We start from the raw sequence: 26,314 nt of genomic DNA on the forward strand, positions 1-26,314 counted from the left end.
ACGGGGAGGAACGGGCCCCCTCAGCAGGCGAGGTGGGCCAGCGGCTGCTCCTCCAGGCTGACGTCCCGCGCCAGCACCGACTGCTGGAGCTGCCGCAGCCGGGGCCCCGGCTCGATGCCGAGCTCGTCGACGAGCACCCGCCGGACCCGGTTGTAGATCATCAGCGCTTCGGCGGGGCGGCCGCTGCGGTAGAGCGCGAGCATCAGCAGCCCGTGGAAGGTCTCCCGCATCGGCTGCTCGTCGATCAGCGCGTAGAGCTCGCCGGTCAGCGACTTGTGCCGCCCCAGGAGCAGTTCCGTCTCGGCCCGCTCCTCCAGGGCGGCCGAGCGCTTCTCGTCCAGCTGGAGGCCCAGGCGGTGCAGGGCCGGGACCGTGCGCAGGTCCGCCAGGGCGGGGCCGGTCCACAGTTCGAGCGCCTGGGAGAGCGTCGACGACGCCTCCTCCAGCCGGCCCGCCCCGCGCAGGTGCCCGGCCCGCAGGCACAGCGACTCGAACCGGTGCAGGTCCAGGGCGAGCGGGGTGAGTTCCAGCAGGTAGCCGGGCGGCCGGGTGAGCAGCGCGGACGCGTCGAGGCCCGCACCCGCCAGGTGCTTGCGGAGCCGTGAGACGTACACCTGCAGCGCGGTGGACGCGGTGCGCGGCGGCTCACCCGACCAGAGGGCCTCGATGAGCTGGGGCACGGACAGCGGGCGCCCCTCGTTCAGGCACAGCAGGGCCAGCAGGGCCCGGAGCTTCAACGCCTGCGGGGTCCGCGGCGTTCCTTCGTCCGTTTCCACGGTAAATGTCCCGAGTACACGAAAAAACATTCTTCATCCCCCATGGTCGAAGGGCCCGGGCAACTGAACCGGCGGACCGTGCGGTTCGACGCGGGCGCGCGCAGTTCCCGGACGATGGTGCGGACCGGTGCGAGAACCCTGCGCCGGCCGGTCTGCGATCGGGGCGGAACGTGTGCCGAGCGGCGGGAGCCGCTCGTCGCGCTCGGCCTGTGGCGGCCGGTGGTCTGCCGGGCCGCCCCTCGAACGCAAGATCGACTATACCGACGCACCCGCGGATCACTGTCCGACAAGCCGGTAAAAGCATGGAAAACGCGGCAGGCCGCCGGCCGCTCCGGACGGGTGTCGGGAACGGCCGGCGGCTCCGCGCGGGGCCGGACGGGGAGGCGGGGAGGCGGGGCGGGCGGGTCAGGCCAGTTCGGCCTCGATCAGGTCGGCCGCGCGGGAGGCACCGCCCTCCGAGGCCAGCCGGCGCCGGACCGCCGCGAACCGCCCGGGCAGCCCGGGGTCGGCGAGGAGGCCGAGGACCGTCGCGCGCAGCGCCTCCGGCGTCAGGCCGTCGGCGTCCAGCCGCCGGGCGACGCCCAGCGCCTCCAGCATCTCGGCGTTGCCGAACTGATCGGCCGCCCGGGGGACGGCCACCATCGGCACCCCGTGGACGAGCCCCTCGTGCGCGCTGCCGGCGCCCGCGTGCGTGACGAAGACGTCGGCCCGCGCGAGCACGGCCGCCTGGGGGACCCAGCGGCGCACCTCGACGTGCGGCGGGACCTCCCCGAGCTCCGCCGGGTCGGTGCCGGAGCCGATCTGGAGGACCACGTGCCACCCCGGCAGGCCGTCGAAGGCCGCGACGCACGCCCGGTAGAAACCGGCGGCCCGGGTGAACAGGGTGCCGAGGGAGATCAGGGCGACGTTCTCGGCGTGCGCCGGACGCGTCCAGCCGTCCGCGGCCCCGCCGCCCGGCGGGCAGGGGCCCGTGAACGAGTAGACGGAGCGGTCGACCCGGTCCGCGTGCGGCTGGAGGAGCTCCGAGACCAGGGCGACGCAGCGTTCGGGGCGGCGGGCCACCTTCCCCGGGCCGATGGACACGCCGTCGTTGGCGAGCCAGGTGTGGGCCGGGCCCACCCGGCCCGCCGCCAGGTCCTCCTCGTAGCCCTCCCAGGCGACGGCGTGCGGCGACAGCTGGACCGCCGGGATCCCCCAGCGGTCGGCCAGCACCCGGGCCGCGTACGCCATCGGGTCGTACAGCACCAGATCGGGCCGGTCGTCCTGGTACAGCCGCAGCAGCTGGGGCAGGGCCCGGCCGGCGTCGGCCATGAACAGCCGCAGGTGGTCGACGAGTCCGCCCTCCCACGCGTCCGCCGCGCCGGGCGCGGGCAGCGTACTGGTGAAGGTGCGCGGCTCGGCGCCCGTCGCGGCGACGACGTCGGCGAAGGCCTCGGGGACGGCGTAGGTCACGCGGTGGCCGCGGGCGACGAGCTCGCGGATCACCTCCAGACCGGGATTGACGTGGCCGTGGGCGGCCACGCTGAACATGGCCACGTGCGCGGGCCGCTCCGCCGGCCCGGGAACCGGCCGCGCCACGGGTACGGGCCGTGGTGCGGGCGCCGGCCGCGTCGCGGGTACCGACTGGGGTGCGGGCGGCGGCTGATGGGTGGGCGCCGGCTTTGGCGCGGGTGCCGACGGCGCCGCAGGTACCGACCGTGGTGCCGGTGCCGGTGCCGGTGCCGGTGCCGGTGCCGGTGCCGGTGCCGGCGCGGGCAGCGGCCGGTGGGCGGGCAGCAGCCCGCGCCGGCCCGCCTCGGCCAGCGAGGGGGCCCGCGCGTCCTTCTCCGACAGGACGGGCACCAGGTCCGCCGGCCAGTCGATGGCCAGCTCCGGGTCCAGCGGGTGGATGCCGTGCTCGCGCCCGGGCGCGTAGCCCTCGGAGCACAGGTAGACCACCGTGGCGTCGTCCGTCAGCGAGATGAAGGCGTGCCCCAGCCCCGCCGAGAGGTAGACGGCCCGGCGGCCGGTGTCGTCGAGCCGGGCCATCTCCCACTGCCCGAACGTCGGGGAGCCCGTGCGGACGTCGACGATCACGTCGAGGACCGCCCCGCGCACACAGGTGATGTACTTCGCCTGCCCCGGCGGGACCTCCGCGAAGTGGATGCCGCGCAGCGCACCGCGCCGCGACACGGAGACGTTCGCCTGGGCGAGCGGGAGGTCCAGGCCGGTGGCGGCACGGAAGGCGTCGCCCTTGAACCACTCGTGGAAGCTGCCCCGTTCGTCGGTGAACACCTCGGGTTCGTGGATCCAGGCACCTTCTATGCGCAGGGGTCGCATCTGATCTCGGCTTTCTCGAGCGCGTCGCGTCCGTCTGGCGCGCCCGTCGTCACGGGGTGGACTGCCGGGCCGTGGCCCATCGCGGGCAGCGCCTCGGCCAGCGCCGTCCGCCAGTCCCGGATCGGCGCCATGCCCGCGGCGTGCCAGCGCTGGTGGCCGAGCACGCTGTAGGCCGGCCGGGGCGCCGGGCGCGCGTAGCGGTCGCCGGTGGTGGGCAGCACCCGCTCCGGGTCGGCGCCGAGCAGCCGGAAGATCTCCCGGCAGAAGGCGAACCACGTCGTGGCGCCGCCGCTGCTGCCGTGGTAGACGCCCGCCGGTGCGGTCCCGGCCAGCGCGCGGCGGCCCAGCGCCACCAGGTGCCGCGCCAGGTCGGCCGTCCAGGTCGGCTGCCCCCACTGGTCCTCGACCACCTCCAGCGTGGGCCGCTCCCGCTCCAGCCCGGCCACCGTGCGCACGAAGCTGTTCCCGCCGGCGCCGTACAGCCAGGCGGTCCGCACCACGTAGCCGGTGTCCGGCAGCAGCTCCAGGACCGCCCGTTCGCCGGCCAGCTTGGTGCGCCCGTACGCGCTGCGCGGGGCGGGCTCCGCGTGCTCCGGGTACGGGTCGCGGCGCAGCCCGTCGAAGACGTAGTCCGTGGAGACGTGCAGCAGCGGGATCCCCCGGGCGCGGCAGGCCCCGGCCAGCAGGCGCGGGCCCGTCCCGTTGACCGCGAGGGCCGGCGCCTCGTTCTCCTCGATGGCGTCCACCGCGGTCAGCGCGGCGCAGTTGACCACCAGGGCGGGCCGGTGGGCGGCGAACGCCGCGCGCACCGAGTCCGCACCGGTGACGTCCAGGGCCTCACGGCCGGTGCCCACGGCGTCGATCCCGGCGTCCGCCAGCCGGCCGAGCAGCTCCCGGCCGAGCATGCCCCCGGCGCCGGTCACCAGCCAGGGCCGCGCGTCGCGTGCCGTCACAGGGCCGCCCGCTCCTGCAACGGCTCCCACCAGGCGCGGTTCTCGCGGTACCAGCGCACGGTGTCGGCGAGGCCCTGCTCGAACGGCACGCGCGGCACGTAGCCCAGCTCCTCGCGGATCTTGGTGCAGTCCACGGAGTAGCGGCGGTCGTGCCCCTTGCGGTCCTCGACGTGTTCCACGGCCTCCTCCCACTCCCGGCCGGTGGCCTCCAGGAGCAGCTCGGTGAGCTCGCGGTTGGACAGTTCGGTGCCGCCCCCGATGTTGTAGACCTCCCCGGCGCGCCCCCCGGTCCGCACGAGCTCGATGCCCTGGACGTGGTCGTCGATGTGCAGCCAGTCGCGGACGTTGCCGCCGTCCCCGTACAGCGGGACCGTGCCGCCGTCGAGGAGGCGGGTGATGAACAGGGGGATGACCTTCTCGGGGAAGTGGTGGTGCCCGTAGTTGTTCGAGCAGCGCGTCAGGCGCACGTCCAGGCCGTGGGTGCGGTGGTACGACAGCGCCACCAGGTCCCCGCCCGCCTTGCTCGCCGAATACGGGGAACTGGGCCGCAGCGGGTGCGACTCGGGCCAGGACCCCTCCTCGATCGAGCCGTACACCTCGTCGGTGGAGATCTGGACGAAGGTGCCGGCGCCCGCCTGGTGCGCGGCGGAGAGGAGGGTGTGGGTGCCCAGGACGTTCGTACGGAAGAACTCGTCACCGCCGTCTATGGAACGGTCGACGTGGGACTCCGCGGCGAAGTGCACCACCTGGTCGTGCTCCGCCATGAGGTCCCGCACGAGCTTCTTGTCGCAGATGTCGCCGTGGACGAACTCGTAGCGCGGGTGCGTGCGTACGGGGTCCAGGTTGGCCACGCAGCCGGCGTAGGTGAGCTTGTCGAGCACGGTCACGGTGACGTCGCCGGGCCCCTGCGGGCCGAGCAGCGTGCGGACGTAGTGGGAGCCGATGAATCCGGCTCCCCCGGTCACGAGAATCCGGGTCGTCATGGGAATGCGCACCTTGTCGTGAGCACCGGCGCGGGCCGATGGGCGGGAAGGGTGGAAGGGGAGGCGGGGGTGGCGGGAGCGGGACGGGCCGGCACCACGATCGAGGTGACCAGCAGCTGCCCGGAGGCGATCCAGCGCCCGTCGAGGACGGGCGGGACCCGGCCCGCCGCGCCCTCCGGCGGGTCCTTGAGGAGACGTACGCGGAACCGCCCGGCCGTCGTGCCGGGCGCCGGGGAGCAGGTCTCCGCCGCGATGCTGACCGAGGCCTCGTGAAAGCCCAGCCAGGCGTGCGTCAGCGGGGACCACACCTTGTACACGGCCTCCTTGGCGCAGAACAGCAGGCGGTCCCAGCACACCCCGTCGTCCAGGCCGCGCAGCTCGCGCTGCTCCGCACGCTCCTCCGGGAGCGCGATCCGGGCCAGCATGCCGTCGGGCAGCGCCCGGTGCGGTTCGGCGTCGATGCCGATGGCCCGGGCGTCGTCGGTGCGGGCGAGCGCCGCGGCGCGGTACCCGCGGCAGTGCGTCATGCTGCCGACGACGCCGTCGGGCCAGCGGGGCGCGCCCCTCGGGCCGGTGAGCAGCGGAGCGGGCGGGAGGCCGATGCGCAGGCCCGCGCGCCGGGCGCAGTGCCGCACGGTGGCGAACTCGCGCCGCCGGGCGGCGCGCATATGGGCGGCCAGCGCCCGTTCCTCGGGGAACAGCAGGGCGGACGGCCCGTCGCCGTGGCGCTCGACGGCCTCGACACCGGCCGGGACGATCAGTGGGAGCATGCGTCAGTCCAGCCCGGGGGCGAGCGCCTCGACCTGCGCGACGGGATCGCCCCCCTGGGAGGGCAGCAGCGCGATCACGGGGGTGTCCAGGCCGTGCTCCGCGTACGCGCGGATCCGCGCCCGGCACTCCTCGGCGCTGCCGTGCACGATCAGCTCGTCCACCGCCTCGTCCGGCACGGCCATCACCGCCCGCCACCGCTCGCCCGCGTCCCAGGCCCGGTGCATCGCGGCGAGCGGTTCCGTCCGCCCGAGCCAGTCCTGGAACGCCCGGTAGGCGGGCACGGTGAGATAGCTGCTGATCATCATGCGGCCCAGTCGGCGGGCCTCGCGGGCGTCCTCGGTGACGCACACGAAGACCGGCGCGACCAGCTCGGTGTCCGGCCCGACCTCGGCCCGTACCTTCGGCACGTCGTGCGGCGCCAGCCAGTTGGTGATCGCCCCGTCCGCCTCGGACGCGGCGAGCCGCAGCATGCCGGGACGCAGCGCGGCCAGCAGCACCGGCGGGGGAGTGGCCGGCGGCCGGTCCAGCCGGAACCCGCGCACCGAGAAGGTCGGGTACTGGGCCGTCACCGGTCTCCCGGTGAACGCCGAGCGCAGGAACCGCAGGGTGTCGCGGGTCCGGCCGTACGGCTGCGTGTGCTCCAGGCCGTTCCAGTCCCGCACCACGCCGGGCGAGGACGCCCCGATGCCGAGGGAGAACCGGCCGGGCGCGCAGTCGGCGAGCGCGGCGGCGGTCATCGCGAGCAGGGCCGGCCCCCGGGTGAACACCGGGGCCACGGCGGTGCCCAGCCGCAGCCGCGAGGACCACTGCGAGGCCAGCACCAGGGGGGTGAAGGCGTCGGTGCCCGCCGTCTCGGCCGTCCAGACGTCGGTGTAGCCCAGGTCCGGAAGCCGCTCGACGAGCTCGCGGTGCGCCGGCAGGGGCACGCCGGTCAGGGGGAGGGTGATGCCCCAGCGGGTCATCGGGTGGTCTCCAGTCTCGATTGCGGTGCGTGCGGCGGAACGGAACGGAACGGACGGAGCGGAGCGGACGGGGGGCAGGCGGTACGCGCCCACGCGCGACGGGCCGACGCGCAGGGGGACGGGCCTGCGGGACGGACGGGCCTGCGGGACGGACGGCCGGACCGAGGGCCGGGACGGCACCCCGGAACGGGCCTACGGGGCCGGCTCGCGGAACGGCCGGACGGCCGGACGGGCGCGCCCGGCCCCGCGCGGCCCCGCCGGGCGCACGGCGCCGGGGCGCCCTCCGGCCGTGCTCAGGCGGCCTCGCCCAGCAGGGTCTCCGCGTGGCCGCGCAGCAGGGCGGCGGCCGCGCGGACCTCGCCGGCCATCGGGCGGTCGGCCTCCAGCGCCGGGGAGATGCCGGCCAGTTCGGCCCACACCCCGGTCGTCGGCGCCTCCCGCTCGGTCATCACCGCGAGCTGGGCCGCGCCGAGGGCGAGCGAGCCGACGGCGAGCCAGCCCAGCTCCAGCGCCTCGCCCACACCGTTCGCGCTGTTCAGCGCCATGGGGACGTGGTCCTGGTTCCAGCCGTTGGTGGGCAGCGTCGTCAGCGATGCCGGGGTCACCAGCTGCCGGATTCGGGAGATGAAGGAGGTGGCGCTGATCTGCACGCCGGCCAGTCCGGCGCCGCGGCCGGCGCGGGGCGTCAGCATGATGGGCAGGTCGCCGTTGGTGGTGGGGCTGATCAGCAGGGCCAGCTGGCGCTCCGCCAGGTACGCGGCCATGTGCATGGCCAGGCCGGTCTGCTCCGAGGCGAAGCCCACCGGCATGGCGTGGAAGTTGCCCGCGTGCAGCACCCGGCCCTCGTAGGTGATCGGGTTGTCGGTGACGCCGTTGGCCTCGCGGAGCAGGAACTCCCCGGCCACCTCCAGCTGGTCCAGCACCGCGCCCAGCACCTGCGGCGCACAGCGCAGGCTGTACGGCTCCTGGAGCGGCCGGCGCTCGTCGCGCCGGTGGTCCTCGGGGAGGTCCGCGCGGATCCAGCGGGCCGCGCGCAGCTGCCCGGCCTGCCCGCGGGCCACGCCGACGCCCTCCTCGAAGTGCTCGGAGTTGCCCCCGAGCAGGACCGTCAGGCGCGCGGTCAGGGCGGCGACGGCCCGGACGAGCCGCAGGGCCGAGCGCTGGTTCAGGATGGAGACGGCCAGGCCGACACCGGTCCCGTTGACGAAGGCGAGGGCCTCGCGGACGGGCCAGTCCAGCGGCCGCGTGTTCAGCTCCGCGAGCGCCTCGGCGGCCGGCCGTACGGTCCAGGCGCCCCGCTCGTCGCGCACCCACGCCTCGCCGTGCCCGGAACAGGCCAGCGCCACGTGGGCCAGCGGCTGGAGGTCACCGCTGGCGCTCACCGTGCCGTCGCGGGGGATCACCGGGGTGAAGCCCGCGTTCCACAGGTCGGCCAGCTGCTGCCAGAACTCGGGCGAGACGGCGGAGAAGCCCTTGCGCATGCTGTTCAGCCGCAGCCAGAACACCAGCCGCGAGGCGTCCGGGTCGACGGGCCGGCCCTGCGCCGTGCCCAGGTGCGAGATGAGCGAGTTGCCCTGCTCCATCTCCGACTTGGCCGAGTGCGTCACCAGCGGCCCGAAGCCCCGCGTCAGCCCGTAGACGGGCTTGCCCTCGGCGAGGCAGCCGTCGACGACGGCGCCGCTCTCCCGCATCCGGGCCACGTCCGCGTCGGTGAGGGGGCCGAGCTTCGCGTTCCAGGAGGCGGCCTCGACGATGGCGTCCAGGGACGGCATGGCGAGGTCGTCGCTGTCGGTCGGGAGGGGGGTCTGAGTCACGTTGCTGTCCCTGTCGGTGAGTGTGAAGTCGTGAGGTGCTGCAATTTGCCCAGCGCGGACCGGCTGAGGGCGGGCACCACATGGGTCTTGCGCGGGCGGGCGCCGAGGACGGCGCGCACCGCGGAGAGGTCGGTGCCGGCGGATCCGGCGCCGGGCCGGGGCACCACGTACAGGTCGACGTGCTCGCCGATCATGGGGTCGTTGACCGGTACGAGCGCCAGGTCGGCGCAGCCGAGGCGGGCGCGCAGGGTGTGCTCCGCCTCGTCGAGGTTGACCCGCTGCCCGTTGATCTTGACCAGCCGTCCGGTGCGGCCCAGCAGCCGGAACGTCCGTCCGTCCACCGGCTCGACGAGGTCGCCCGTCGCCCACTCCCGCGGCGCGGGCTCACCGGGCCGGTGGGCGAGGCGGGGACTGCGGATCACCAGCGGGACCGCGGCGCCGTCCGGGCCCTGGCCGTCCGGGCCCTGGCCGTCCGGGCTTCCGGCGAAGGCGACGTCGGGGAAGAGGGTCCAGGCGGGAGGCTCGCCCCCGCTCCAGCGGCGCACGGCCACACCGCCGGTCTCCGTCGACCCCAGCAGCTCCACGACCGACGCCCGCCCGGGCCCCGCCTCCCGGAGGAAGACGGCGGCGTCGGCCGGCAGCATCGCGCTGCTGTACAGGACGGTGACGTGCTCCAGGGACCGGACCAGGTCCATGTGCCGCAGCAGCAGGGAGAAGATCCACGGGGTGGCCACGACCACGATCCGCCGCGCGCCGGTGTCCGGCAGCCCGCCGATGTAGCCGGGCCGGTACCAGACCGGCACGCCCAGCCGGGCCGGCAGCAGCAGGGTCGCCAGCGCCCCGTAGACGTGGACCGGCGGGGCGAACGACACCACCGCCTCCGGCGCGTCCGGCCGGACGAACTCCGCGAGCATCCCCGCCTCGTTCCACGCGTCCCCTCGGGTGCGCAGCCAGGCGCGGCTGGGGCCGGTGCTCCCGGACGTGCGGAACTCCAGCGCCTCCGGCAGCGCGCCGAGGACCGTGCCGGCGGCGTCCGGCACCTCGTCCCAGCGGACCCGCCAGGCGCGTTCGGTGACCTCCGGCGCACCCGTCCCGAGGGACAGCAGGCGCGTCGGGGTCAGCTTCTGATACTCCACACGGACTCCCCTGTACTGAGGCCCCGCCCGCGTCCCGCCGCACGGGCGGGACGCGGTGGCGGGAACCGGGCCGCGGTCAGGCGGCCACCTCGGCTATCTGCATGAGGTACTGGCCGTACTGCGAGCTCTTCATCCGCACGCCGAGACGGTGGCAGTCCTCGGCGCCGATGTAGCCCATGCGCAGGGCGATCTCCTCGATGCACGCCACCCTGACGCCCTGACGGGCCTCGATGACCTGGACGTACTGACTGGCCGCCAGCAGCGAGTCGTGCGTACCGGCGTCCAGCCAGGTGAAGCCGCGCCCCAGCCGGATGAGCCGGGCCCGGCCCTCCTTCAGGAACGCCCGGTTGACGTCGGTGATCTCCAGCTCGCCGCGGGCCGACGGCGTGAGCCCCCGCGCGATCTCCACCGCCTCCGGGGAGTAGAAGTACAGGCCGGTGACCGCGTTGTCGGACATCGGCTTGAGCGGCTTCTCCTCCAGCGACACCAGCATCCCCTCGGCGTCGGTCTCGGCGATCCCGTACCGCTCGGGGTCCGAGACCGGATATCCGAAGAGGGTGCACCCGTCGAGGTTCTCCTGCGCCTCGCGCAGGAGCCGCGGGAATCCGGCGCCGTGGAAGATGTTGTCCCCGAGGATCAGCGCGAAGGAATCGTCCCCGACATGGTCCGCGCCGATGATCAGCGCCTCCGCGATACCGCGCGGTTCCGGCTGCTCCGCATAAGTGATGCTGAGGCCCAGGTGCGAGCCGTCACCCAGCAGGGCCCGCAGCTGCGGAATGCTGGTCGGCTGCGAAATCACCAGGATCTCCCGGATTCCGGCCAGCATCAGCACGGAAAGGGGGTGGTAGATCATGGGCTTGTCGTAGACCGAGAGCAGCTGCTTGGAAGTCGCCAGTGTCGAGGGGTACAGGCGCGTCCCGTTGCCGCCCGCGAGAAGAATTCCCTTCAAAGCTCTTCCCTTTCGTCAGGGTCGGGCGATCCGGAATGCCGGATCAGACGATGTGCACGTCGGGCACATAGAGGATCCATTTGCCCCCGGAGTTCCGGAACTCCTGCTCCTTCGCCATGATCTCGTCGGCGTGGTTCCACGCGAAGAGCAGCGCGTAGTCCGGATAGGACTCCGAGAAGGCGGCCGGCGGCTTCACCGGAATGTGGGTGCCGGGGCTGAGACGGCCCTGCTTGGCGGGGGTGGTGTCGCAGATGAACGGGACCAGCTCCGGGCCGATGCCGCAGAGGTTCGTCACCGTGGCGCTCTTGGCCGTCGCACCGTAGCCGACCACCGTCTTGCCCTCGTCACGCAGCTTCTCCAGCAGCGCCACCAGGTCCTCGCGGATCTTCAGGACCCGCTCGCCGAACGCGCGCAGCGTGGCCGGGTCGGACAGTCGGCGCTCCTCCTCCTCGGCGATGAGCGCGGCCACCGCCTCGGACGGCACGCGCTGGCCGGCGGGCGCCAGGAAGTAGCGCACCTCGCCGCCGTGCACCGGGAGCCGCTCGACGTCCACCAGCTCCAGGTCGCTGCGGCGCGCCATCTCCTGCACCGAACGCGCGGTGAAGAAGTAGAAGTGCTCGTCGTAGATCTGGTCGAAGGAGGTCCGCTCGACGATGTCCCCGAGGTACGGGTCCTCGAAGACGAACACCCCGGACGGCTTCAGCAGCGCGCGCACGCCCGGCAGCACCGAGTACGGGATGTGGCACAGGGTGTTCGCGGCGTAGATGACGTCCGCCTGGCCGTCCTCGGCGAGGATCTCCTGCGCCGCGGACTCCTCGAAGAAGGACTTGCGGACCCGGACGCCCTTGCTCGCGGCGACGTCCGCGACGCCGCCCGAGGGCTCCACGCCCAGGTGCCGGACGCCGGCGTCGGCCATCACCTTGAGCATCACGCCGTCGTTGCAGCCCAGCTCGACGACGAACGGGTCGTCGCCCGTCAGCTCGGTGGTCAGCAGGCGCTTGGCGAGGTCCTCGAAGTGGGTCCGCATGTACGAGGAGCCCGAGGAGTAGTACGGGTAGGCCTCGTGGAACATCCGGTCCCGCGGGACCTCCTCCGTCAGCTGCACCATCGTGCAGGACTCGCAGACGCCGACGTCCAGCCGGAAGAAGAACTCCTGGGCGGGATCCGCGTCCACGGGGAGGAAGGCGTCCGACAGGGGCTGGCGCCCGAAGTCGAAGAAACTCTGCACCGGAGCGGCACAGATACGGCATTGGAACTTGCTCGGCATACGTGCTCCTGGAAGTCGGCCGACGGCCGGACACGGGAATGCAGAAGATTCGGAGCGGGTCTCTGTGCGCCGTCCGAAGAGGTCCCGGTGAGTCTGCACCAGGAATAGTCCGCGGCGGAAGCGCGGGTGATGCCCCGTGTCTCGCTGGCGGGACAGGAACACCGCCTTTCGCGGCATTGCCCGGAAACCGGCCGCCGCCCGTACGGGAAAACGCGGAACGGCCTGTCGTACGGGCGCCCCGCGTGCATATCCTCGCTGCGTCCCCCGTCCGTGCGTGCGGCCCCACGAGGAGAGCCGCGGAAATCGCCGGATCGGGGCCGAATCCCGAGGGAGTCCGCGCCGGCCGCTGGAGGTCCTCGCGCGCGCGGATTCAGTGAGAAGGCAAGCGACAAATGACAGAAACACGATATCTGCCCGCCCCGGCCCGATCGGCCGTGGTGCTCACCGATGGTGAGCGCGAGGACATCGCGAGGACGGCCGGGGAACTCGCCCTCGCCGCCTCCGGAGCCGTCGACGCCCCCGCGTGGCTCGCCGCCGCCCGCGCCGCCTCCGCCCACCTGCCCCGGCGGCTCCAGGCCGCCGTACGGGAGTTCCGGCACGACGCCGGACCCGACGCGGTCCTGCTGGTCCGCAACCTCCCCGTCCCCGACCGGCTCCCCGCCACCCCCACCCGCCCCGGCTCCGTCCAGCGGACCGCGACCACCGCCACCGGCGCCATCGCCGCCGTCATGCTCCAGCTCGGAGAGGTGGTCGCCTACCGCAACGAGAAGTCCGGCGCCCTCGTCCAGGACGTGGTGCCGGTCCCCGGCCGGGAACGGCAGCAGAGCAACGCCGGCTCGGTCCTCCTGGAGATGCACACCGAGAACGCCTTCCACCACAGCCGCCCGGACTACGTCGGCCTGCTGTGCGTCCGCACCGACCCCACCGGTGACGCCCGGCTGCGCACCGCCTCCGTCCGCCGGGCCCTGCCGCTGCTCTCGCGGGAAGCCCTGGAGACGCTGTCCCAGGAGCGCTTCGTCACCGAGGCACCGCCGTCCTTCGGCGGCGCCGGCGGCCTGCCGCCGTCGCCCTACCCGGTACTGCGGGGCGCCCCCGAGGACCCCGACGTGGTGGTCGACTTCAACAGCACCCACCCCCTCGACGACGGGGCGAAGCGGGCCCTGGAGGAGCTGCGCACCGCCTTCGAGGCGACCGCGCAGGCCTTCGCCCTGACCGCGGGCGACCTGGCCGTCGTCGACAACCGCCTCGCCGTGCACGGCCGTACGGCCTTCACCCCCCGCTACGACGGCACGGACCGCTGGCTGCACCGCGTCTACGCCGTCGTGGACCACCGCCGCTCCCGCTCCGACCGCAGGGGCGGCGGGAGCGTACTGGACTGAACCGGCGACGGCGGGGCCCCGCGGCCCCGCCGTCCCCGGCCCCCGCCGTCCCCGGCCCCCGCCGTCCCCGGCCCCCGCCGTCCCCGGCCCCCGCCTTCCGCGGGGACCGCCGTGCGCCCTGCCGGTCAGACGCCCTCCCCGCGCGCCGGCCCCGTCCCCCGGCACCACTCCAGGACGGCCATCGCGCTGTGCATCTTGTTCTCGGCCTGGTCGAACGCGATGCTCATCGGCCCGTCCAGGACCTCCGCCGTCACCTCGTCCCCCCGGTGGGCCGGCAGGTCGTGCATGAACACCGCCTTCGGGCTGCTCTCCCACAGCTCCTCACGGACCTGGAAGGGCGCGAACACCTCGCGCCAGTCCGGGTCCGCCTTCGTCGTGCCGGTCGTCTGCCAGCGCGCGGTGTACACGACGTCCAGGTCCGCCGGCAGGTCCTCCATGGTGTGCAGCTCGCGGAAGACCGCGCCCGCCGCCTCCGCCTGCCGGGCCGCCTTCCGCGCGATCGGGCCGGCCAGCCCGTACCCCGGCGGAGTGCGCAGCTCGAACTCCACCCCCGGGTAGCGGGTCAGCGCCAGGGCCAGCGCCGCCGCCGTGTTGTTGCCCTCGCCGAGGTACAGGACGCGCAGGCCCTCGACGCGCCCGAAGTGCCGCGTCATCGTGGTCAGGTCGGTCAGCGCCTGGGTGGGGTGCTCCTCGGCGCTCATGGCGTTGACCACGGACATCCGCTGCTGGGAGGCCCAGGCCCGCATCTCCGCCGGGTCCCCGGCCGTCCGGGCCACCAGCACGTCCAGCATCCGGGAGAGCACCCGGCCCGTGTCCTCGCTCGTCTCCCCGGTGTTGGTCTGCAGGTCGCCCGGACCGTAGGTGACGAGGGAGGAGCCGAGCCGCAGCGCCCCCGCCGAGAACGCCGTGCGGGTACGGGTGGACGTCTTCGCGAAGTAGATCCCCGTGACCAGCCCGTCCATCGGGCGGGCGGCGGAGGCCGCCGCCCCGCCGGCGGAGAACTCGGCACCCCGCTCGACGAGGTGGCGCAGTTCGGCGTCGGTGAGGTCGTCGAGGGAGATCAGGTGGCGGACGGGTCGCCGGTCCATGGACATCAGTCCTCTTCTTCCGTGGTGGGGCCGAGGGCACGGGCCAGCTCGGCGATGGTCGGATGGCGCAGTGCGGTGCCCGGATCGACGACGAGCCCGCCCGCCCGCGCCGCGGACAGCATCCGCAGCAGGGTGAGCGAGTCACCGCCGAGGTCGCGGAAGTGGTCGTGGACGCCGACCCGGTCGAGCCCGAGGACCCGCCGCCACGCCCCGGCCAGCAGCCGCTCGGTGGCGGTGCGCGGCGCCGCGTATGGGGCTCCGGCGACCGTGGTCTCGCGCCGCGCCGCGGCCGCCGCGGCGGCGGCGCGGTCGTACTTGCCGTTCGCCGTCAGGGGCAGGGCGTCCACGATCCGGTACGAGGCCGGGACGAAGGGGGCCGGCAGGGCGGCCTCCGCCCGGGCGCGCAGCTCCGCCGGCGCCGGGTCGGCCCCGAAGGCCGGGACCACCCAGGCGGTGAGCCGCCGGCCGCCCGGGGGCAGGGGGACGGCGTCGACGAGGACCTCGCGCACCCGGGGGTCGGCGCCGAGCACGGCCTCCACCTCGGCGGGCTCGACCCGGTGGCCGCCGATCTTGAGCTGCCGGTCGGCGCGGCCGGCGAACTCCAGCCGCCCGTCCGGCAGTACGCGGGCCAGGTCGCCGGTGCGGTACAGCCGGGCGCCCGGCGGACCGTACGGGTCGGGCACGAAGCGCGCGGCGGTCAGGCCGGGCCGGTCCGCGTACCCCCGGGCCAGGCCCGGGCCGCCGAGGTGCACCTCGCCGACGACGCCCTCCGGCACCGCGAGCAGGTCCCCGTCCAGCAGCCGCAGCGTGGTCCCCGGCAGGGCGGAGCCCAGCGGCACCAGGGCCCGGCCGACGGGCCCCGTCAGGCGGTACGCGGACGCGGCCACGGTCGCCTCGGTCGGGCCGTACTCCGCCGCCAGGCGCATGGTCCCGCCGGCCGCCGCGATCCGGTCCGCGACCCGCTCGGCCTGCCGGGCCGGGTAGGCGTCGCCCGCGCAGACCAGCAGCCCGGCCAGCGAGCCGAGCTGCCCGTCGTCCAGCCCGGCCTCCAGCAGCGCGAGGTGACCGGGCGTCATGCCGGTGAAGGCGTACGGGGCCCAGGCCGTCAGCAGCTTCGCGAACTCGTCCGGCTCGAACCGCTGCGGCAGCACGTACACCGTCCGGCCGGTCAGCAGAGGGACGAACAGGGCGGGGACGCCGAGGTCCGCGCCGACCGAGGTGAAGAAGGGCGCGCCGCCCGTCCCGGTTCCCGCGTACGCGCCGGCCGCCCAGCGCAGGTAGTGCGCCAGGGCCCCGTGGCCGACCGCGACGCCCTTGGGGGCGCCGGTGGAGCCGGAGGTGTGCAGGACGTAGGCCAGGGCGCCCGGGTCCGGGACGGGACGCGGCGTCTCCGGCGTACGGGGACCGTCACCGCCGTCACCGCCGTCACCGCCGTCACCGCCGTCACCGCCGGCTCCGCCGGCTCCGGCCGCCCCGGCCGCGAGCACCGGGGTGCACGGGGCGGTGCGCGGGGCGTGGGCGGGCTCCGTCACGACCAGCCGGCAGCCGGCCCCGGTCAACAGGGACCGCAGGCGGGCGTCCGGGGTGCAGGGGTCGAACGGCACGTAGGCCGCCCCGGCCTTCCAGACGGCCAGCAGCGTCACCACGAGGTCCGCGCCCCGGTCGAGGAGCACGCCCACCCGGTCCTCCGGGCCGACGCCCAGCCCGCGCAGCCGGCGGGCCAGCCGTTCGGCCCGCGCGTCGAGCTCGGCGTAGGTCAGCCGGGCACCGGTGGTGACGACGGCCGTCGCCCCCGGGGTGCGGGCGGCCTGCGCCTCGAAGGCGGTGAGCGTGTGCTCGAACCCCGGGCCGGCGGGCTCGGTGATGGCCGGCTCCGTGACGGCGGGCTCGGTGACGGCGGGCTCCGTGACGGCGGGCTCCGTGACGGCGGGGAGGTGCGTACCCGCGGGCTCCGTCGTGGCGGGCGGCCCGGGGAGCGGCCGGCCCGGTTCGAGTTCCGAAGCCTCCGGGTACCCCAGCCGGGCGTCGCCGTCGGCGCCGCCGGCCGCCATGTCGGCGAGGACCGCGAGGTAGAGCCGGGCCAGCCGCTCGGCGCGGTCGCGCCGCAGGGTCCGGGTGTCCGAGGCGATGGTGAGGTGGTCGCGCAGCGGGGTGCCGACCACCACCGGGAACTCGTTCGGGCTGTCGTCGACCGTGGCGGACGTGTCGACGAGATCGGTGTCCACCTGGTGGAAGTCCAGGTAGTGGAAGAGCACGTCGACCAGGTGGGGGTCGCCGCCGGGGCGGCGCATCGCGGGCATCGGGAACCGGCGGTGCGGCCAGAGCGAGATCTCGGCGGCGAAGGTCCGCCGGGCCAGCTCGCCCCAGGTCCGGGCGCCGCGCTCGTAGGGGAAGGGCACCGAGTTGAGGTACATCCCGGACACCCGGTCCGCCCCGCTGACCTCGGGCCGGGCGTCCGCCACCATGCCCCCGCGGAAGGACTCCTGCCGGGTCAGCAGGCCCAGCACCTTCGCGTGCGCCGCGTGCAGCACGCTCTTGTACGGCACGCCGGTCTCCGAGGCGAGCGCCCGCAGCCCCGGCAGCAGGCCGTGCAGCGGCAGGTCCAGGCGGTACCGCTCGGCCGGCTCGTCCCGGCCGCCCGCCCAGCCCGGCGGGACCTCGAACTTCTCGTACGCGTCGAGGAGCCGGTGCCAGTAGACCCGGTCCTCCTCACCGGCGAGGGAGCGCAGTTCGGCGGCGATGAAGTCGGCGTAGCGGACGGCCGGAGCCGCCGGCGCCGGGCCGGGCTCCAGCCCGTCGCGCAGCCGCCGGTAGGCGTCCAGCATCTCCATCAGCTGCGAGTGGTAGCTCCACCCCTCGATGACCGGGTGGCACTCGGTGATCGACAGCCACCAGCCCCCGTCGTCCAGCAGGTGGGTGGCCATCCGCATCAGCGGGGCGCGCGTGACGTCGAAGAGCAGCGCGCGGTCGGCGCGGGCGTACTCCGTCAGCGCCGCCCACCGCTCGTCCCGCGGCAGCCGCCGCAGGTCGTCGTGGACATACGGCATCTCCCCGCGCGCGTGCACGATCTGCAGCGGCCGCTCGGGGCCGTCCAGCACGAAGGACGTCCGCATCACCTCGTGCCGGGCGACGACCAGATCGGCCGCCGCACGGAAGGCCGCGGGGTCGAAGGGCCGCTCGTCACGGATCCGGAACGAGGTGACGTTGTGGTACCGGTTGACCCCGGGGTCCTTGAACAGCTCGACGAACATCCCGGCCTGGGTGAGCGACACCGGATAGGCGTCGACCGCGTCGGCGGGCAGCGCGGCCCGCTCGTCCGCCGACAGCAGCGCGAACGGGGCCACCGGCTCGAAGGCCCCCTCCCCGGCCGGCGCGCCCGCCGCGGCCTCCTCCCGCAGCGCCCGGCAGAGCCGGGCCACCGTGCGGTGCTCGAAGACGTCGCGGACCGCCACCCGCAGCCCCGACTCGCGCAGCGCCCCCACCAGGGCGACGGCCCGCAGCGAGTCGCCGCCCAGGTCGAAGAAGTTGTCGTGGACGCCGATCCGCTCCAGGCCCAGCACCCCGGACCACACGCCGGCCATGACCCGCTCGTCCTCGTCGCGCGGGGCGACGTGCTCGCCGACGGCGGTCGCGGCGCGCCCGGGTGCGGGCAGGGCCGTACGGTCGAGCTTGCCGTTGGCGGTCAGCGGCAGGGCGCCGAGCGTGACGAACGCGGACGGCACCATGTACTCGGGCAGGCGGCTGCCCAGCAGCCCGCGCAGCCGGGCCGGGGCGAGCGCGGCGGGGTCCGCGCCGGGCGCGGGCACCAGATAGGCGACCAGGCGCCTGTCGCCCGGCGCGTCCTCCCGGACCAGGGCGACGGCCTCGGCCACCTCGGGGTCCGAGGTCAGCACGGTCTCGATCTCGCCCGGCTCGATCCGGTAGCCGCGCAGCTTGACCTGGTGGTCCGCGCGCGAGACGAAGTCGAGGTCGCCGTCCGGCATGACGCGCGCGAGGTCGCCGGTGCGGTACAGCCGGGACCCGGGCGGACCGTACGGGTCGGGCAGGAAGCGCTCGGCGGTCAGGCCGGGCCGGTTCGCGTAGCCCCGGGCGAGGCCGACGCCGCCGACGCACACCTCCCCGACGCTGCCAATCGGCACCGGCCGCAGGTCCGCGTCCAGGACCCGCATGGTGGTGTTGGGGATGGCCCGGCCGATGGAGACGAGCTCGGAGTCCACGCCGCCGTCGATGAAGTACGCGGAGTTGCCGACCGTGATCTCGGTCGGCCCGTACTCGGCGGCCAGCCGCCGCCCGCCGGTTCCCTCCGGGCCCAGCCAGCGGTTGGCCAGCCGCCCGGTGAAGGAGTCACCCGCGGCGATCACCAGGCCGGCCAGGTCCCGGCGCTCCTCCGGGGACAACTGCCGTGCGAGCAGGTCCAGATGGCCCGGGGTGAGCTTGACGAACGCGTACGGGGCCTCCGCGAGCAGCAGCCGGCCCAGCTCGGTGACGTCGAAGTCCTGGTCGATCAGGTGGACCGGCTGCCCGGTCATCAGGGGGGTGAACAGGTCGGGCATGCCCAGGTCGAAGGCCACGGAAGAGAACAGCGCGGCCCCGCCCGTGCCGGCGCTCGCGTACGCGTCGACGGTCCAGCCCAGGTAGTTCGCGAGCCCCCGGTGGGTGACCAGCACGCCCTTGGGACGGCCGGTGGAGCCCGAGGTGTAGATCACGTAGGCGAGGTGGTCGACGTCGTACCCGCCGGCCGGCGGCTCCACGGGGGTGGCCGGGAGCCCGTCGACGGCCTCCCGCTCGGCGGCCGCGTCGAGCACCACGAGCCGGGCGGCCGTGCCCGCCAGCCGCGCCGCGTACCGGTCCTCGGTGACGGCGAGCCGGGCGCCGGTGTCGGCGAGCATGAACTCCAGCCGCTCGTCCGGGTACCCGGGGTCGAGGGGGACGTACGCCGCGCCCGTGCGCCAGACGGCCAGCAGGGCGGCCACCAGCTCGGGGCCGCGGTCGAGGAGCACCCCGACGGTGCTCTCCGGCCCGGCGCCGAGCCCGCGCAGCCGCCGGGCCATGCGGTTGGCCAGCGCGTCGAGCTCGCCGTAGGTCACCCGGCGCCCGCCGTGCACGACGGCGGTCGCCCCGGGGTCGGCCGCCGCCCGGCGGGCGATGGCCTCGTGCACCGGCCGCAGCGTCGCGGGGTCCGGCGGCGTACGCGTGGCGAGGGGTTCGGCAGGGCCGTCCAGCAGCAGGGCGCGCTCGGCCGCGTCGAAGAAGTCCAGCTCCGCGACCGGGGTGCTCGGGGACGCGGCGACGGCGGCCAGCAGGCGCGCGTAGTGGCCGGTGATCCGCCGGGCCGTGGCCGGGTCGAAGAGCGCGGTGGCGTACTCCAGCGAGCCCGCGAGGGAGCCGTCGGCCCGCTCCTCCAGGTGGACGGTGAGGTCGAAGCGGGAGATGCGGCCGGGCACCTCCACCGGCCGGGCCGTCACCCCGGGGAGGCCGAGGGGTTCGGCGGCGTCGGCCCGGGTCAGGTCGAACATCACCTGGAAGACGGGGGTGGCGGACAGGTCGCGCTCCGGCTCCAGGGCGTCGGCCAGCCGGTCGAAGGGGGCCGAGCGGTGGTCGAAGGCGGCCAGCACGGTGTCCCGGTTGCGCTCCAGCACCCGCTGGAAGGGCTCGCCCCGCCCCCAACGGGCCCGCATCACCAGGCTGTTGGAGGCGTAGCCGGCCATCGAGGCGAGCTCGGGGCGGATCCGCGCGGACACCGAGGTGCCGACGGCGACGTCACGCGTCCCCGTGTACCGGGACAGCAGCACCTGGAAGGCGGTGAGCAGCACCATGAACGAGGAGGCGCCGCTGTCGCCGGCCAGGGCGGCCAGCCGCCCGGCGACCGGCGCGGGCACCGTGAACGGCTCCACCGCGCCCGCCCAGGACCGCACGGCCGGGCGCGGCCGGTCGGTGGGCAGGCCGAGGGGGGACAGTCCGGCGAGCTGGGCCCGCCACCAGTCGAGCGCGCGGCCGGTCTCCGGGCCGTCCTCCTGCGCGCCCAGCCAGCCGGCGTAGTCGGCGTACTGCACGGGCTCCGGTGCCAGGGCGGGGGCACGCCCCCCGGCCCGCGCCCGGTACAGCTCGGACAGTTCCGTGAGCAGCAGGGGGCGGGTGGCGGCGTCACAGGCGATGTGGTGCAGGACGACGACCAGCAGGTGGTCGTCCTCGGCGAAGCGGACCAGGCGCGCGCGCAGCGGTGCCTGCGCGGCGAGGTCGAACGGCCGCAGCGACTCCTCCTCCACGATCTCCCGGACCGCCGCGTCGCGTGCGTCCCCGGACAGCCCGCCGCGCGCGGCCTCGGTGAAGTCGGCCGGGCCGGGGTCCCGGACCACCTGGCGGGGCTCCGACCCGACGAGGACGTAGTGGGTGCGCAGGATCTCGTGGCGCTCGCACAGCAGGTCGAAGGCCTCGCGCAGCACGTCCGCGCGGAGCGGGCCGCGCAGCCGGTACGCCAGGGGGAGCAGGTACTCGGGCCCGGTGGGGTCGAGCTGGTGCAGGAACCACATCTGCCGCTGGCCGGCGGACAGGGCGAGCGGCTCCTCGCGGGGCAGCCGAGGGATGGCCGGGCGGACGCGCGGAGCGGAACCGGACAGCCGGCGGCGCAGCAGCTCCTCGCGCAGGGCCGCCGCGGACACGGCGTCCGTGGCGGCCTCGGCGGGCGGGGTGGCTTCGGTCATCAGTGGTACTCCCTGTGTGCGGCGTCCAGCTCGGCATCGCTCAGTTCCGCGATCTCGCGCCGTACGGCGTCCTCGACGGCCTCGGCCAGCCCGGTGACGGTGGGCCGGTCGAAGAGGGTGCGCAGCGGCAGCGTCACCGCGTACTCCTCCTGGATCCGGGCCATGACCCGGGCGGCGCGGACGGAGTCGCCGCCCAGCGCGAAGAACCCGTGCCGGGTCCCGATCCGGGGCGCGCGCCCGTCCGGTCCGGCCAGCACCGCGCGCCAGATCGCGGCGATGCCCTCCTCCAGCGGCCCCTCGGGGGCGGTGTACGGCTCGTCACCGGCCGCCGTGCTCAGGTCGGGCGCGGGCAGCGCCGCGAGGTCGACCTTGTGGTGCCGGGTCAGGGGCAGGGCCGTGAGCGGCACGACGAGCGTGGGCAGCATGTACGCGGGCAGGTGGCGCGCGCAGTGCTCCAGCAGTTCGCCCCGGGCCGGCAGGGCCGTGCCGGCGGGGACGCAGTACGCGACCAGCCGGGCCGCGTCACCGGTGCCGTGGGCGACGACCACCGCCTGGGCCACGGCGGGGTGTTCGGCGAGCACCGAGCCGACCTCGCCGGTCTCCACGCGGCGGCCCCGGATCCTGACCTGGCCGTCGGCGCGGCCGACGAAGACGATCGTGCCGTCGGCGAGCGTGCGGGCCAGGTCGCCGGTGCGGTAGAGCCGGGATCCCGGCGGGCCGTACGGATCGGGCACGAAACACCCGGCGGTGAGGCCCGGCCGGCCCGCGTACCCCCGGGCCAGGGACAGGCCGCCGACGCACAGCTCGCCGGTCGTGCCCGGGGGCACGGGGCGCAGCAGCGGGTCCAGGACGCGGGCGGCGGCGTGCGGGTACGGCCGCCCGATGGCGACGGTCGTCACGTCCTCGGGGATGTCCCAGCGGGTCGCCGCGATGGTGGTCTCGGTCGGCCCGTACTCGTTCACGAACCGCTTGAGCCGGCGGGACAGTTCCCGGGCGAGCTCCGGCGGGCACGGTTCGCCGCCGGTCTGGCCGACGAGCGGCCGGTGGCCGAGTCCGGCGTCCAGGAGCATCCGCCACTGCGGGGCCACGGCCTGGAGGTGGGTGGCGCCGGTGCGGTCGATGAGCGCGGGCAGTCCGGCGTGGTCGTCGGCCTCCTCGTCCCGGGCCAGTACCACCCGGCCGCCCGCCACCAGCGGCATCACCAGCTCGGTGAAGGAGATGTCGAAGGTGGCCGGGGCGAGCGCGAGCCAGGCGTCGGCCGGACCGCGGCCGAAGTCCAGGTGGGCGGCGGAGGCGCGCAGCAGCCGCAGCAGCGCCCGGTGTTCGACGGCCACGCCCTTGGGGCGGCCGGTGGAGCCGGAGGTGTAGACGAGGTAGGCGAGGCGCGCCGGATCACCGGCATCACCGGCATCACCGGCCTCACCGGGACCGCCTGCGTCCCCGGGCAGGGCCGCGGCCCCGGGCCCGTCCACGCTGAGCACCGCCCCCGTGTACCGGGAGGCCAGGCGGGCCCGGCCGGCCTCGTCCGACACCAGAGCGACGGCCCCGGAGTCGCCCAGCACGTACGCCAGCCGCTCGTCCGGAGCGGTCCGGTCCAGCGGTACGTACGCCGCCCCGGTACGCCAGACCCCGAGCAGGGCGGCGATCAGGTCGGGGGTGCGCGGCAGCATCACGGCCACCGCCTTCTCCGGGCCGGCCCCCAGGGCGCGCAGCCGCGAGGCGAACCAGTCGGCCCGCTCCCGCAGCCGGGCGTAGGACCACCGCTCGTCGCCGCACACGACGGCGGTGGCCTCCGGGGACCGGCGCGCCCGGTCGGCGAACGCGGCGTACACGCAGCCGTCGGGTTCGGCGGCGGCCGCCGGATCGGCCGCCCCGAGCGCGAGCAGCCGGGTGCGCTCGGCGTCGGGCAGCAGCTCGGCGGCGTCCAGGGGGGCCGACGGGGAGTCCGCGAGGGACTCCAGGAGCCGGACCCAGCAGGCCGCCAGGCGGTCGACGGTGGCCGCGTCGAACAGGGAGGTGGCGTACTCCACCATGCCCAGCAGGGTGCCGTCCGCCTGCCGCTGCACCACGAAGGTGAGGTCGGTGCGGGCGGAGCACCAGGCGGAGGCGAACGCGTCCAGGTCGTCTCCGCTCAGGGCGGTGCCTGTGCGGCCCTCCTCGTGGAAGTCGAACATCACCTGGTACAGCGGAGTACGGGACGGATCGCGCGGCGGCCGCAGCTCGCGCACGAGCCGCTCGAAGGGCAGGCCCTGGTGGGCGAGGGCGTCGAGTACGGTCTCGCGCACCGAGGCGATCGCGTCACGCACCGGCAGGCCGCCGTCCATGCGGCAGGCCAGTACGAGGGTGTTGAGGAAGTAGCCGACGGTGTCGGAGACTTCGGGCCGGTCCCGCCCGGCGACGGGCATGCCGAGGGTGACCTCCGCGCGGCCGGTGAGCCGGGCCAGCAAGGCGGCGAAGCCGGTCAGCAGCGTCTGGTGGAGGGTGGCGCCCGCATCCCGGCCGAGGGCGGCGAGCCGCGCCGTCAGGGCGGCCGGCACCGTGAAGGTCCGCAGGGCCCCGCGCCCGTCGCGCTCGGCGGGGCGCGGGCGGTCCGCCGACAGCTCCGACGGCGTCGCGCCGGCCAGGGCGGCCGTCCAGTACGCGAGGTCGGGGTCGGCGGGGGAGGCCTCGGCCGCGGCGAGGCGGCGGCGCTGCCAGGCGGCGTGGTCCGCGTACTGCGCGGCGACCTCGGGCAGTCCGGGCCGCCGGCCGGTGTGCACGGCTTCGCCCAGGGCGCGCAGGTCGCGCTCCAGCAGCACCGAGGACCAGCCGTCGCAGGCGATGTGGTGAACGGCCAGCAGCAGCACCTGCCCGCCGTCGGCGGTGCGCACCAGCAGCGCCCGCCACACGGGCCCGTGCTCCAGGTCGAAGCCCCGTTCCAGTTCGGCGGCCGCGAGCCCGCGCAGGGCGTCGGCGCCGGGCGCTTCGGCGGTGCGCAGCTCCACGGGCCGGCCGGGCCCGTCCACCAGCTGTACGGGGTGCCCGTCGCGCAGCGCGTAGCGGGTGCGCAGGATCTCGTGCCGGTCCGCCAGCCGGGCGAGGGCGGTCGCGACGGTCCCCGCCGTCCACGCTCCGGGCAGCCGGATCCACACCAGGTCGGCCCATTCGGGGCTGCCCGGCCGCATGCGCTCCAGCAGCCACAGGCCCTGCTGACCGCTCGACAGGGGCAGCGCCCCGTCGCGCGGGACGGGCAGTACGGCGTCCCGCTCCACCGGGGCGGGCCCCTGGCCGGGGGTGCCGTCCGGGCCGGGGCCGGGGGATGCCGCGGCCCGGTCGAGGAGGGCGGCCTGCTCCGCCACGGTGACGGCGGAGAAGAGGGCGCGCAGCTCGATCCGCCGGCCGGAGGCGAGCGTCAGCCGGCCCGCGAGCCGGCCCAGCAGCAGGGAGGAGCCGCCGATCCCGAAGAAGTCGTCGTGGGCGCCGATCGTCTCGGCGGGCCGGTCCAGCGTCTGTGCCCAGACCCTGGCGACGGTGTGCTCGGCGGGGGTGCGCGGCGGTACGTGGGGCCGCGCGGCGCCGGCCGCGTCGGGGGAGGGCAGGGCGGCCCGGTCGGTCTTGCCGCTGGCGGTGCGGGGGAAGACGGGCACGGTGACGAACGCGCGCGGAACGAGCTGTTCCGGAAGCTCGCGGCGGGCGAACTCCCGCAGCTCGCCCGGTTCGGGCGCGGTGCCGCCCGGCTGGATCCAGGCCACCAGCCGGTGACCGCCGTCGCGGTCCGCCACCGCGTCGACCACGGCCGCGTCCACGCCGGGGTGGGCGAGGAGAGCGGCCTCGACCTCGCCGGGCTCGATCCGCACGCCGTTGACCTTGATCTGCCGGTCCAGCCGGCCGAGGTACTCCAGCTCGCCCGCGGCCGAGCCGCGCACGAGGTCGCCGGTGCGGTACAGCCGGGCCCCGGGCGGGCCGAAGGGGTCCGGGACGAAGCGCTCCGCGGTCAGCGCGGGCCGCCCGAGGTAGCCCGTGGCGACGCCTGCCCCGCCGGCGTACAGCTCCCCGGTGCCGCCCGGCCCGACGGGACGGCCGTCCGGGTCCAGCACCAGCGCGCGCAGCCCCTCGATGGGGCGCCCGATGGGCACGGGGCCGTCGGTCCGGGCGGGGTCGAAGCGGTGCTCGGTGATGTCCACCGAGCACTCGGTGGGCCCGTAGGTGTTCCAGATCTCCGCCCCCGGCACGCGCGCCAGCAGCCGGTGGCACAGCTCCGCGTGGAGCGGCTCACCGGCGCTGAACAGCAGCCTGAGGGAGCGGCAGCCCTCCCAGCCAGGGGAGTTGGCCAGGGCGTTCCACACCGACGGCACGGCCTGGAGGACCGTGACGCGGCCCGCGGCCACCGCGCCGAGCATGGCGGCCGGGTCGCGCTCGACGCCCTGCGGCGCGAGGACGACGGTGCCGCCGCCGACGAGCGGGGCGAACAGCTCCAGGCCCGCGGCGTCGAAGCCGATCGTGGTCTTCAGCAGCATCCGGTCCGAGGGGCCCAGACCGTGCCGGGAGACCAGGTGGCGCACCCGGTTCGCGATCCCCCCGTGCGGCACCACGACCCCCTTGGGGCGGCCGGTGGAGCCCGAGGTGTGGAGCACGTAGGCCGGGTCGCCGGCCGCGGGCGCGCGCAGCGCCGGCGCGGGGTCCGCGAGCGTGCCGGGCACCTCACCGGGCTCGTCGAGCACCAGCAGGCGGGTCCCCTCGCGGCGGGGGAAGGTCCCGGCGACGGCGCGCTCGGTCAGCACGAGCGCGGTCCCGGTGTCCGCGAGGGTCCAGGCGAGGCGCTCGGCCGGATGGTCCGGATCCATGGGCACGTAGCCCGCACCCGCCCGCCACACCGCCAGCAGGGCCACCACCAGGTCGGGGCCGCGGCGCAGGGACACCCCGACCAGGCTTCCCGGGCCGATGCCGAGGGAGGACAGCCGCCCCGCCAGCCGGGCGGAGCGCCGGCCCAGCTCCCGGTAGGTCAGGGAACCCGTGCCGGCGGCGGTGCCGTCGACCGCGAGCGCGTCGGGGGCGGCCGCGGCCCGGGCCACGACCAGCTCGGCGAGCAGCGGGAGCGGTTGCGGCGCGCCCGTCGTCTCGGGTCGCACGGGCGACCGGTGCGCGGGGGCCGACGACGTCCCGTCGTTCACAGATGCTCCTTCGGCTTCGGCGAGGTCACCGCCCCGGCGGGGGCGGGCAGGTGGAAGGCCGCCGGA

The 26,314-nt window shown here is 75.6% G+C and carries 14 protein-coding genes and 1 pseudogene; 1 reads left to right on the forward strand and 14 read right to left on the reverse strand.

What is annotated here, in order from left to right; translation table 11 throughout:
• Positions 1-20: 20 nt before the first annotated feature.
• The 11 genes and pseudogenes from AC069X_RS28175 to AC069X_RS28225 form a co-directional block, all read right to left on the reverse strand.
• On the reverse strand, positions 21-776 hold the full coding sequence (locus tag AC069X_RS28175; RefSeq protein WP_478732725.1) for an AfsR/SARP family transcriptional regulator: 756 nt from the start codon (positions 774-776) through the stop codon (positions 21-23).
• A 405-nt stretch (positions 777-1,181) separates the two neighbouring features.
• A complete protein-coding gene (locus tag AC069X_RS28180; RefSeq protein WP_478732824.1) occupies positions 1,182-2,306 on the reverse strand; it encodes a macrolide family glycosyltransferase in 1,125 nt (374 codons plus the stop codon).
• A 321-nt stretch (positions 2,307-2,627) separates the two neighbouring features.
• Positions 2,628-3,095, reverse strand: a pseudogene (locus AC069X_RS28185) (dTDP-4-dehydrorhamnose 3,5-epimerase family protein); the annotation flags it as partial.
• A complete protein-coding gene (rfbD, locus tag AC069X_RS28190; protein ID WP_478732727.1) occupies positions 3,077-4,048 on the reverse strand; it encodes a dTDP-4-dehydrorhamnose reductase in 972 nt (323 codons plus the stop codon). The pseudogene AC069X_RS28185 and the gene rfbD, both read right to left, overlap by 19 nt.
• Positions 4,045-5,031: a dTDP-glucose 4,6-dehydratase gene (gene rfbB, locus AC069X_RS28195; protein ID WP_478732729.1), complete on the reverse strand. Its 987-nt coding sequence runs from the start codon at positions 5,029-5,031 to the stop codon at positions 4,045-4,047. Before rfbB ends, rfbD begins: the two co-directional genes overlap by 4 nt.
• Positions 5,028-5,801 (reverse strand): 4'-phosphopantetheinyl transferase family protein, encoded by a 774-nt coding sequence (locus AC069X_RS28200; RefSeq protein WP_478732731.1) that lies wholly within the window; start codon positions 5,799-5,801, stop codon positions 5,028-5,030. The genes rfbB and AC069X_RS28200 overlap by 4 nt, the downstream gene beginning before the upstream one ends.
• Positions 5,802-5,804: 3 nt before the next feature.
• Complete coding sequence (locus AC069X_RS28205; RefSeq protein WP_478732733.1) at positions 5,805-6,764, reverse strand: LLM class F420-dependent oxidoreductase; 960 nt, start codon at positions 6,762-6,764, stop codon at positions 5,805-5,807.
• Positions 6,765-7,057: 293 nt separating this feature from the next.
• On the reverse strand, positions 7,058-8,578 hold the full coding sequence (locus AC069X_RS28210) for an HAL/PAL/TAL family ammonia-lyase (protein ID WP_478732735.1): 1,521 nt from the start codon (positions 8,576-8,578) through the stop codon (positions 7,058-7,060).
• Positions 8,575-9,714: an AMP-binding protein gene (locus AC069X_RS28215; RefSeq protein WP_478732737.1), complete on the reverse strand. Its 1,140-nt coding sequence runs from the start codon at positions 9,712-9,714 to the stop codon at positions 8,575-8,577. Before AC069X_RS28215 ends, AC069X_RS28210 begins: the two co-directional genes overlap by 4 nt.
• Before the next feature lie 76 nt (positions 9,715-9,790).
• Positions 9,791-10,663: a glucose-1-phosphate thymidylyltransferase RfbA gene (gene rfbA, locus AC069X_RS28220; RefSeq protein WP_478732739.1), complete on the reverse strand. Its 873-nt coding sequence runs from the start codon at positions 10,661-10,663 to the stop codon at positions 9,791-9,793.
• 43 nt (positions 10,664-10,706) lie between these two features.
• Positions 10,707-11,930: a methyltransferase domain-containing protein gene (locus tag AC069X_RS28225; protein ID WP_478732741.1), complete on the reverse strand. Its 1,224-nt coding sequence runs from the start codon at positions 11,928-11,930 to the stop codon at positions 10,707-10,709.
• 392 nt (positions 11,931-12,322) lie between these two features.
• Here AC069X_RS28225 and AC069X_RS28230 point away from each other — a divergent pair, with 392 nt between their 5' ends.
• Positions 12,323-13,309, forward strand: a complete 987-nt coding sequence (locus AC069X_RS28230) for a TauD/TfdA family dioxygenase (RefSeq protein ID WP_478732743.1) — start codon at positions 12,323-12,325, stop codon at positions 13,307-13,309.
• Between the two features lie 125 nt (positions 13,310-13,434).
• Here the strand turns inward: AC069X_RS28230 and AC069X_RS28235 are convergent, their stop codons facing one another.
• Genes AC069X_RS28235 through AC069X_RS28245 form a run of 3 tightly spaced genes read right to left on the reverse strand, consistent with a single transcriptional unit; the run spans position 13,435 to position 26,248 of the window.
• Positions 13,435-14,397 carry an ornithine carbamoyltransferase gene (locus tag AC069X_RS28235; protein ID WP_478732744.1) on the reverse strand — a complete coding sequence of 321 codons (963 nt, stop codon included), beginning with the start codon at positions 14,395-14,397 and terminating at the stop codon, positions 13,435-13,437.
• 5 nt (positions 14,398-14,402) lie between these two features.
• Positions 14,403-21,098: an amino acid adenylation domain-containing protein gene (locus AC069X_RS28240; RefSeq protein ID WP_478732746.1), complete on the reverse strand. Its 6,696-nt coding sequence runs from the start codon at positions 21,096-21,098 to the stop codon at positions 14,403-14,405.
• Positions 21,098-26,248, reverse strand: a complete 5,151-nt coding sequence (locus AC069X_RS28245) for an amino acid adenylation domain-containing protein (protein ID WP_478732748.1) — start codon at positions 26,246-26,248, stop codon at positions 21,098-21,100. The genes AC069X_RS28240 and AC069X_RS28245 overlap by 1 nt, the downstream gene beginning before the upstream one ends.
• Between the last annotated feature and the right edge of the window lie 66 nt (positions 26,249-26,314).

The sequence above is a fragment of the Streptomyces sp. NPDC043896 genome, assembly GCF_056435605.1.

Coding starts and splice junctions, on each gene's coding strand:
- AC069X_RS28180 (WP_478732824.1), bottom strand. CDS start 2,306: ATGTTCAGCGTGGCCGCCCACGGCCACGTCAATCCCGGTCTGGAGGTG.
- AC069X_RS28225 (WP_478732741.1), bottom strand. CDS start 11,930: ATGCCGAGCAAGTTCCAATGCCGTATCTGTGCCGCTCCGGTGCAGAGT.
- AC069X_RS28235 (WP_478732744.1), bottom strand. CDS start 14,397: ATGGACCGGCGACCCGTCCGCCACCTGATCTCCCTCGACGACCTCACC.
- rfbB (WP_478732729.1), bottom strand. CDS start 5,031: ATGACGACCCGGATTCTCGTGACCGGGGGAGCCGGATTCATCGGCTCC.
- AC069X_RS28230 (WP_478732743.1), top strand. CDS start 12,323: ATGACAGAAACACGATATCTGCCCGCCCCGGCCCGATCGGCCGTGGTG.
- AC069X_RS28240 (WP_478732746.1), bottom strand. CDS start 21,098: ATGACCGAAGCCACCCCGCCCGCCGAGGCCGCCACGGACGCCGTGTCC.
- AC069X_RS28200 (WP_478732731.1), bottom strand. CDS start 5,801: ATGCTCCCACTGATCGTCCCGGCCGGTGTCGAGGCCGTCGAGCGCCAC.
- AC069X_RS28205 (WP_478732733.1), bottom strand. CDS start 6,764: ATGACCCGCTGGGGCATCACCCTCCCCCTGACCGGCGTGCCCCTGCCG.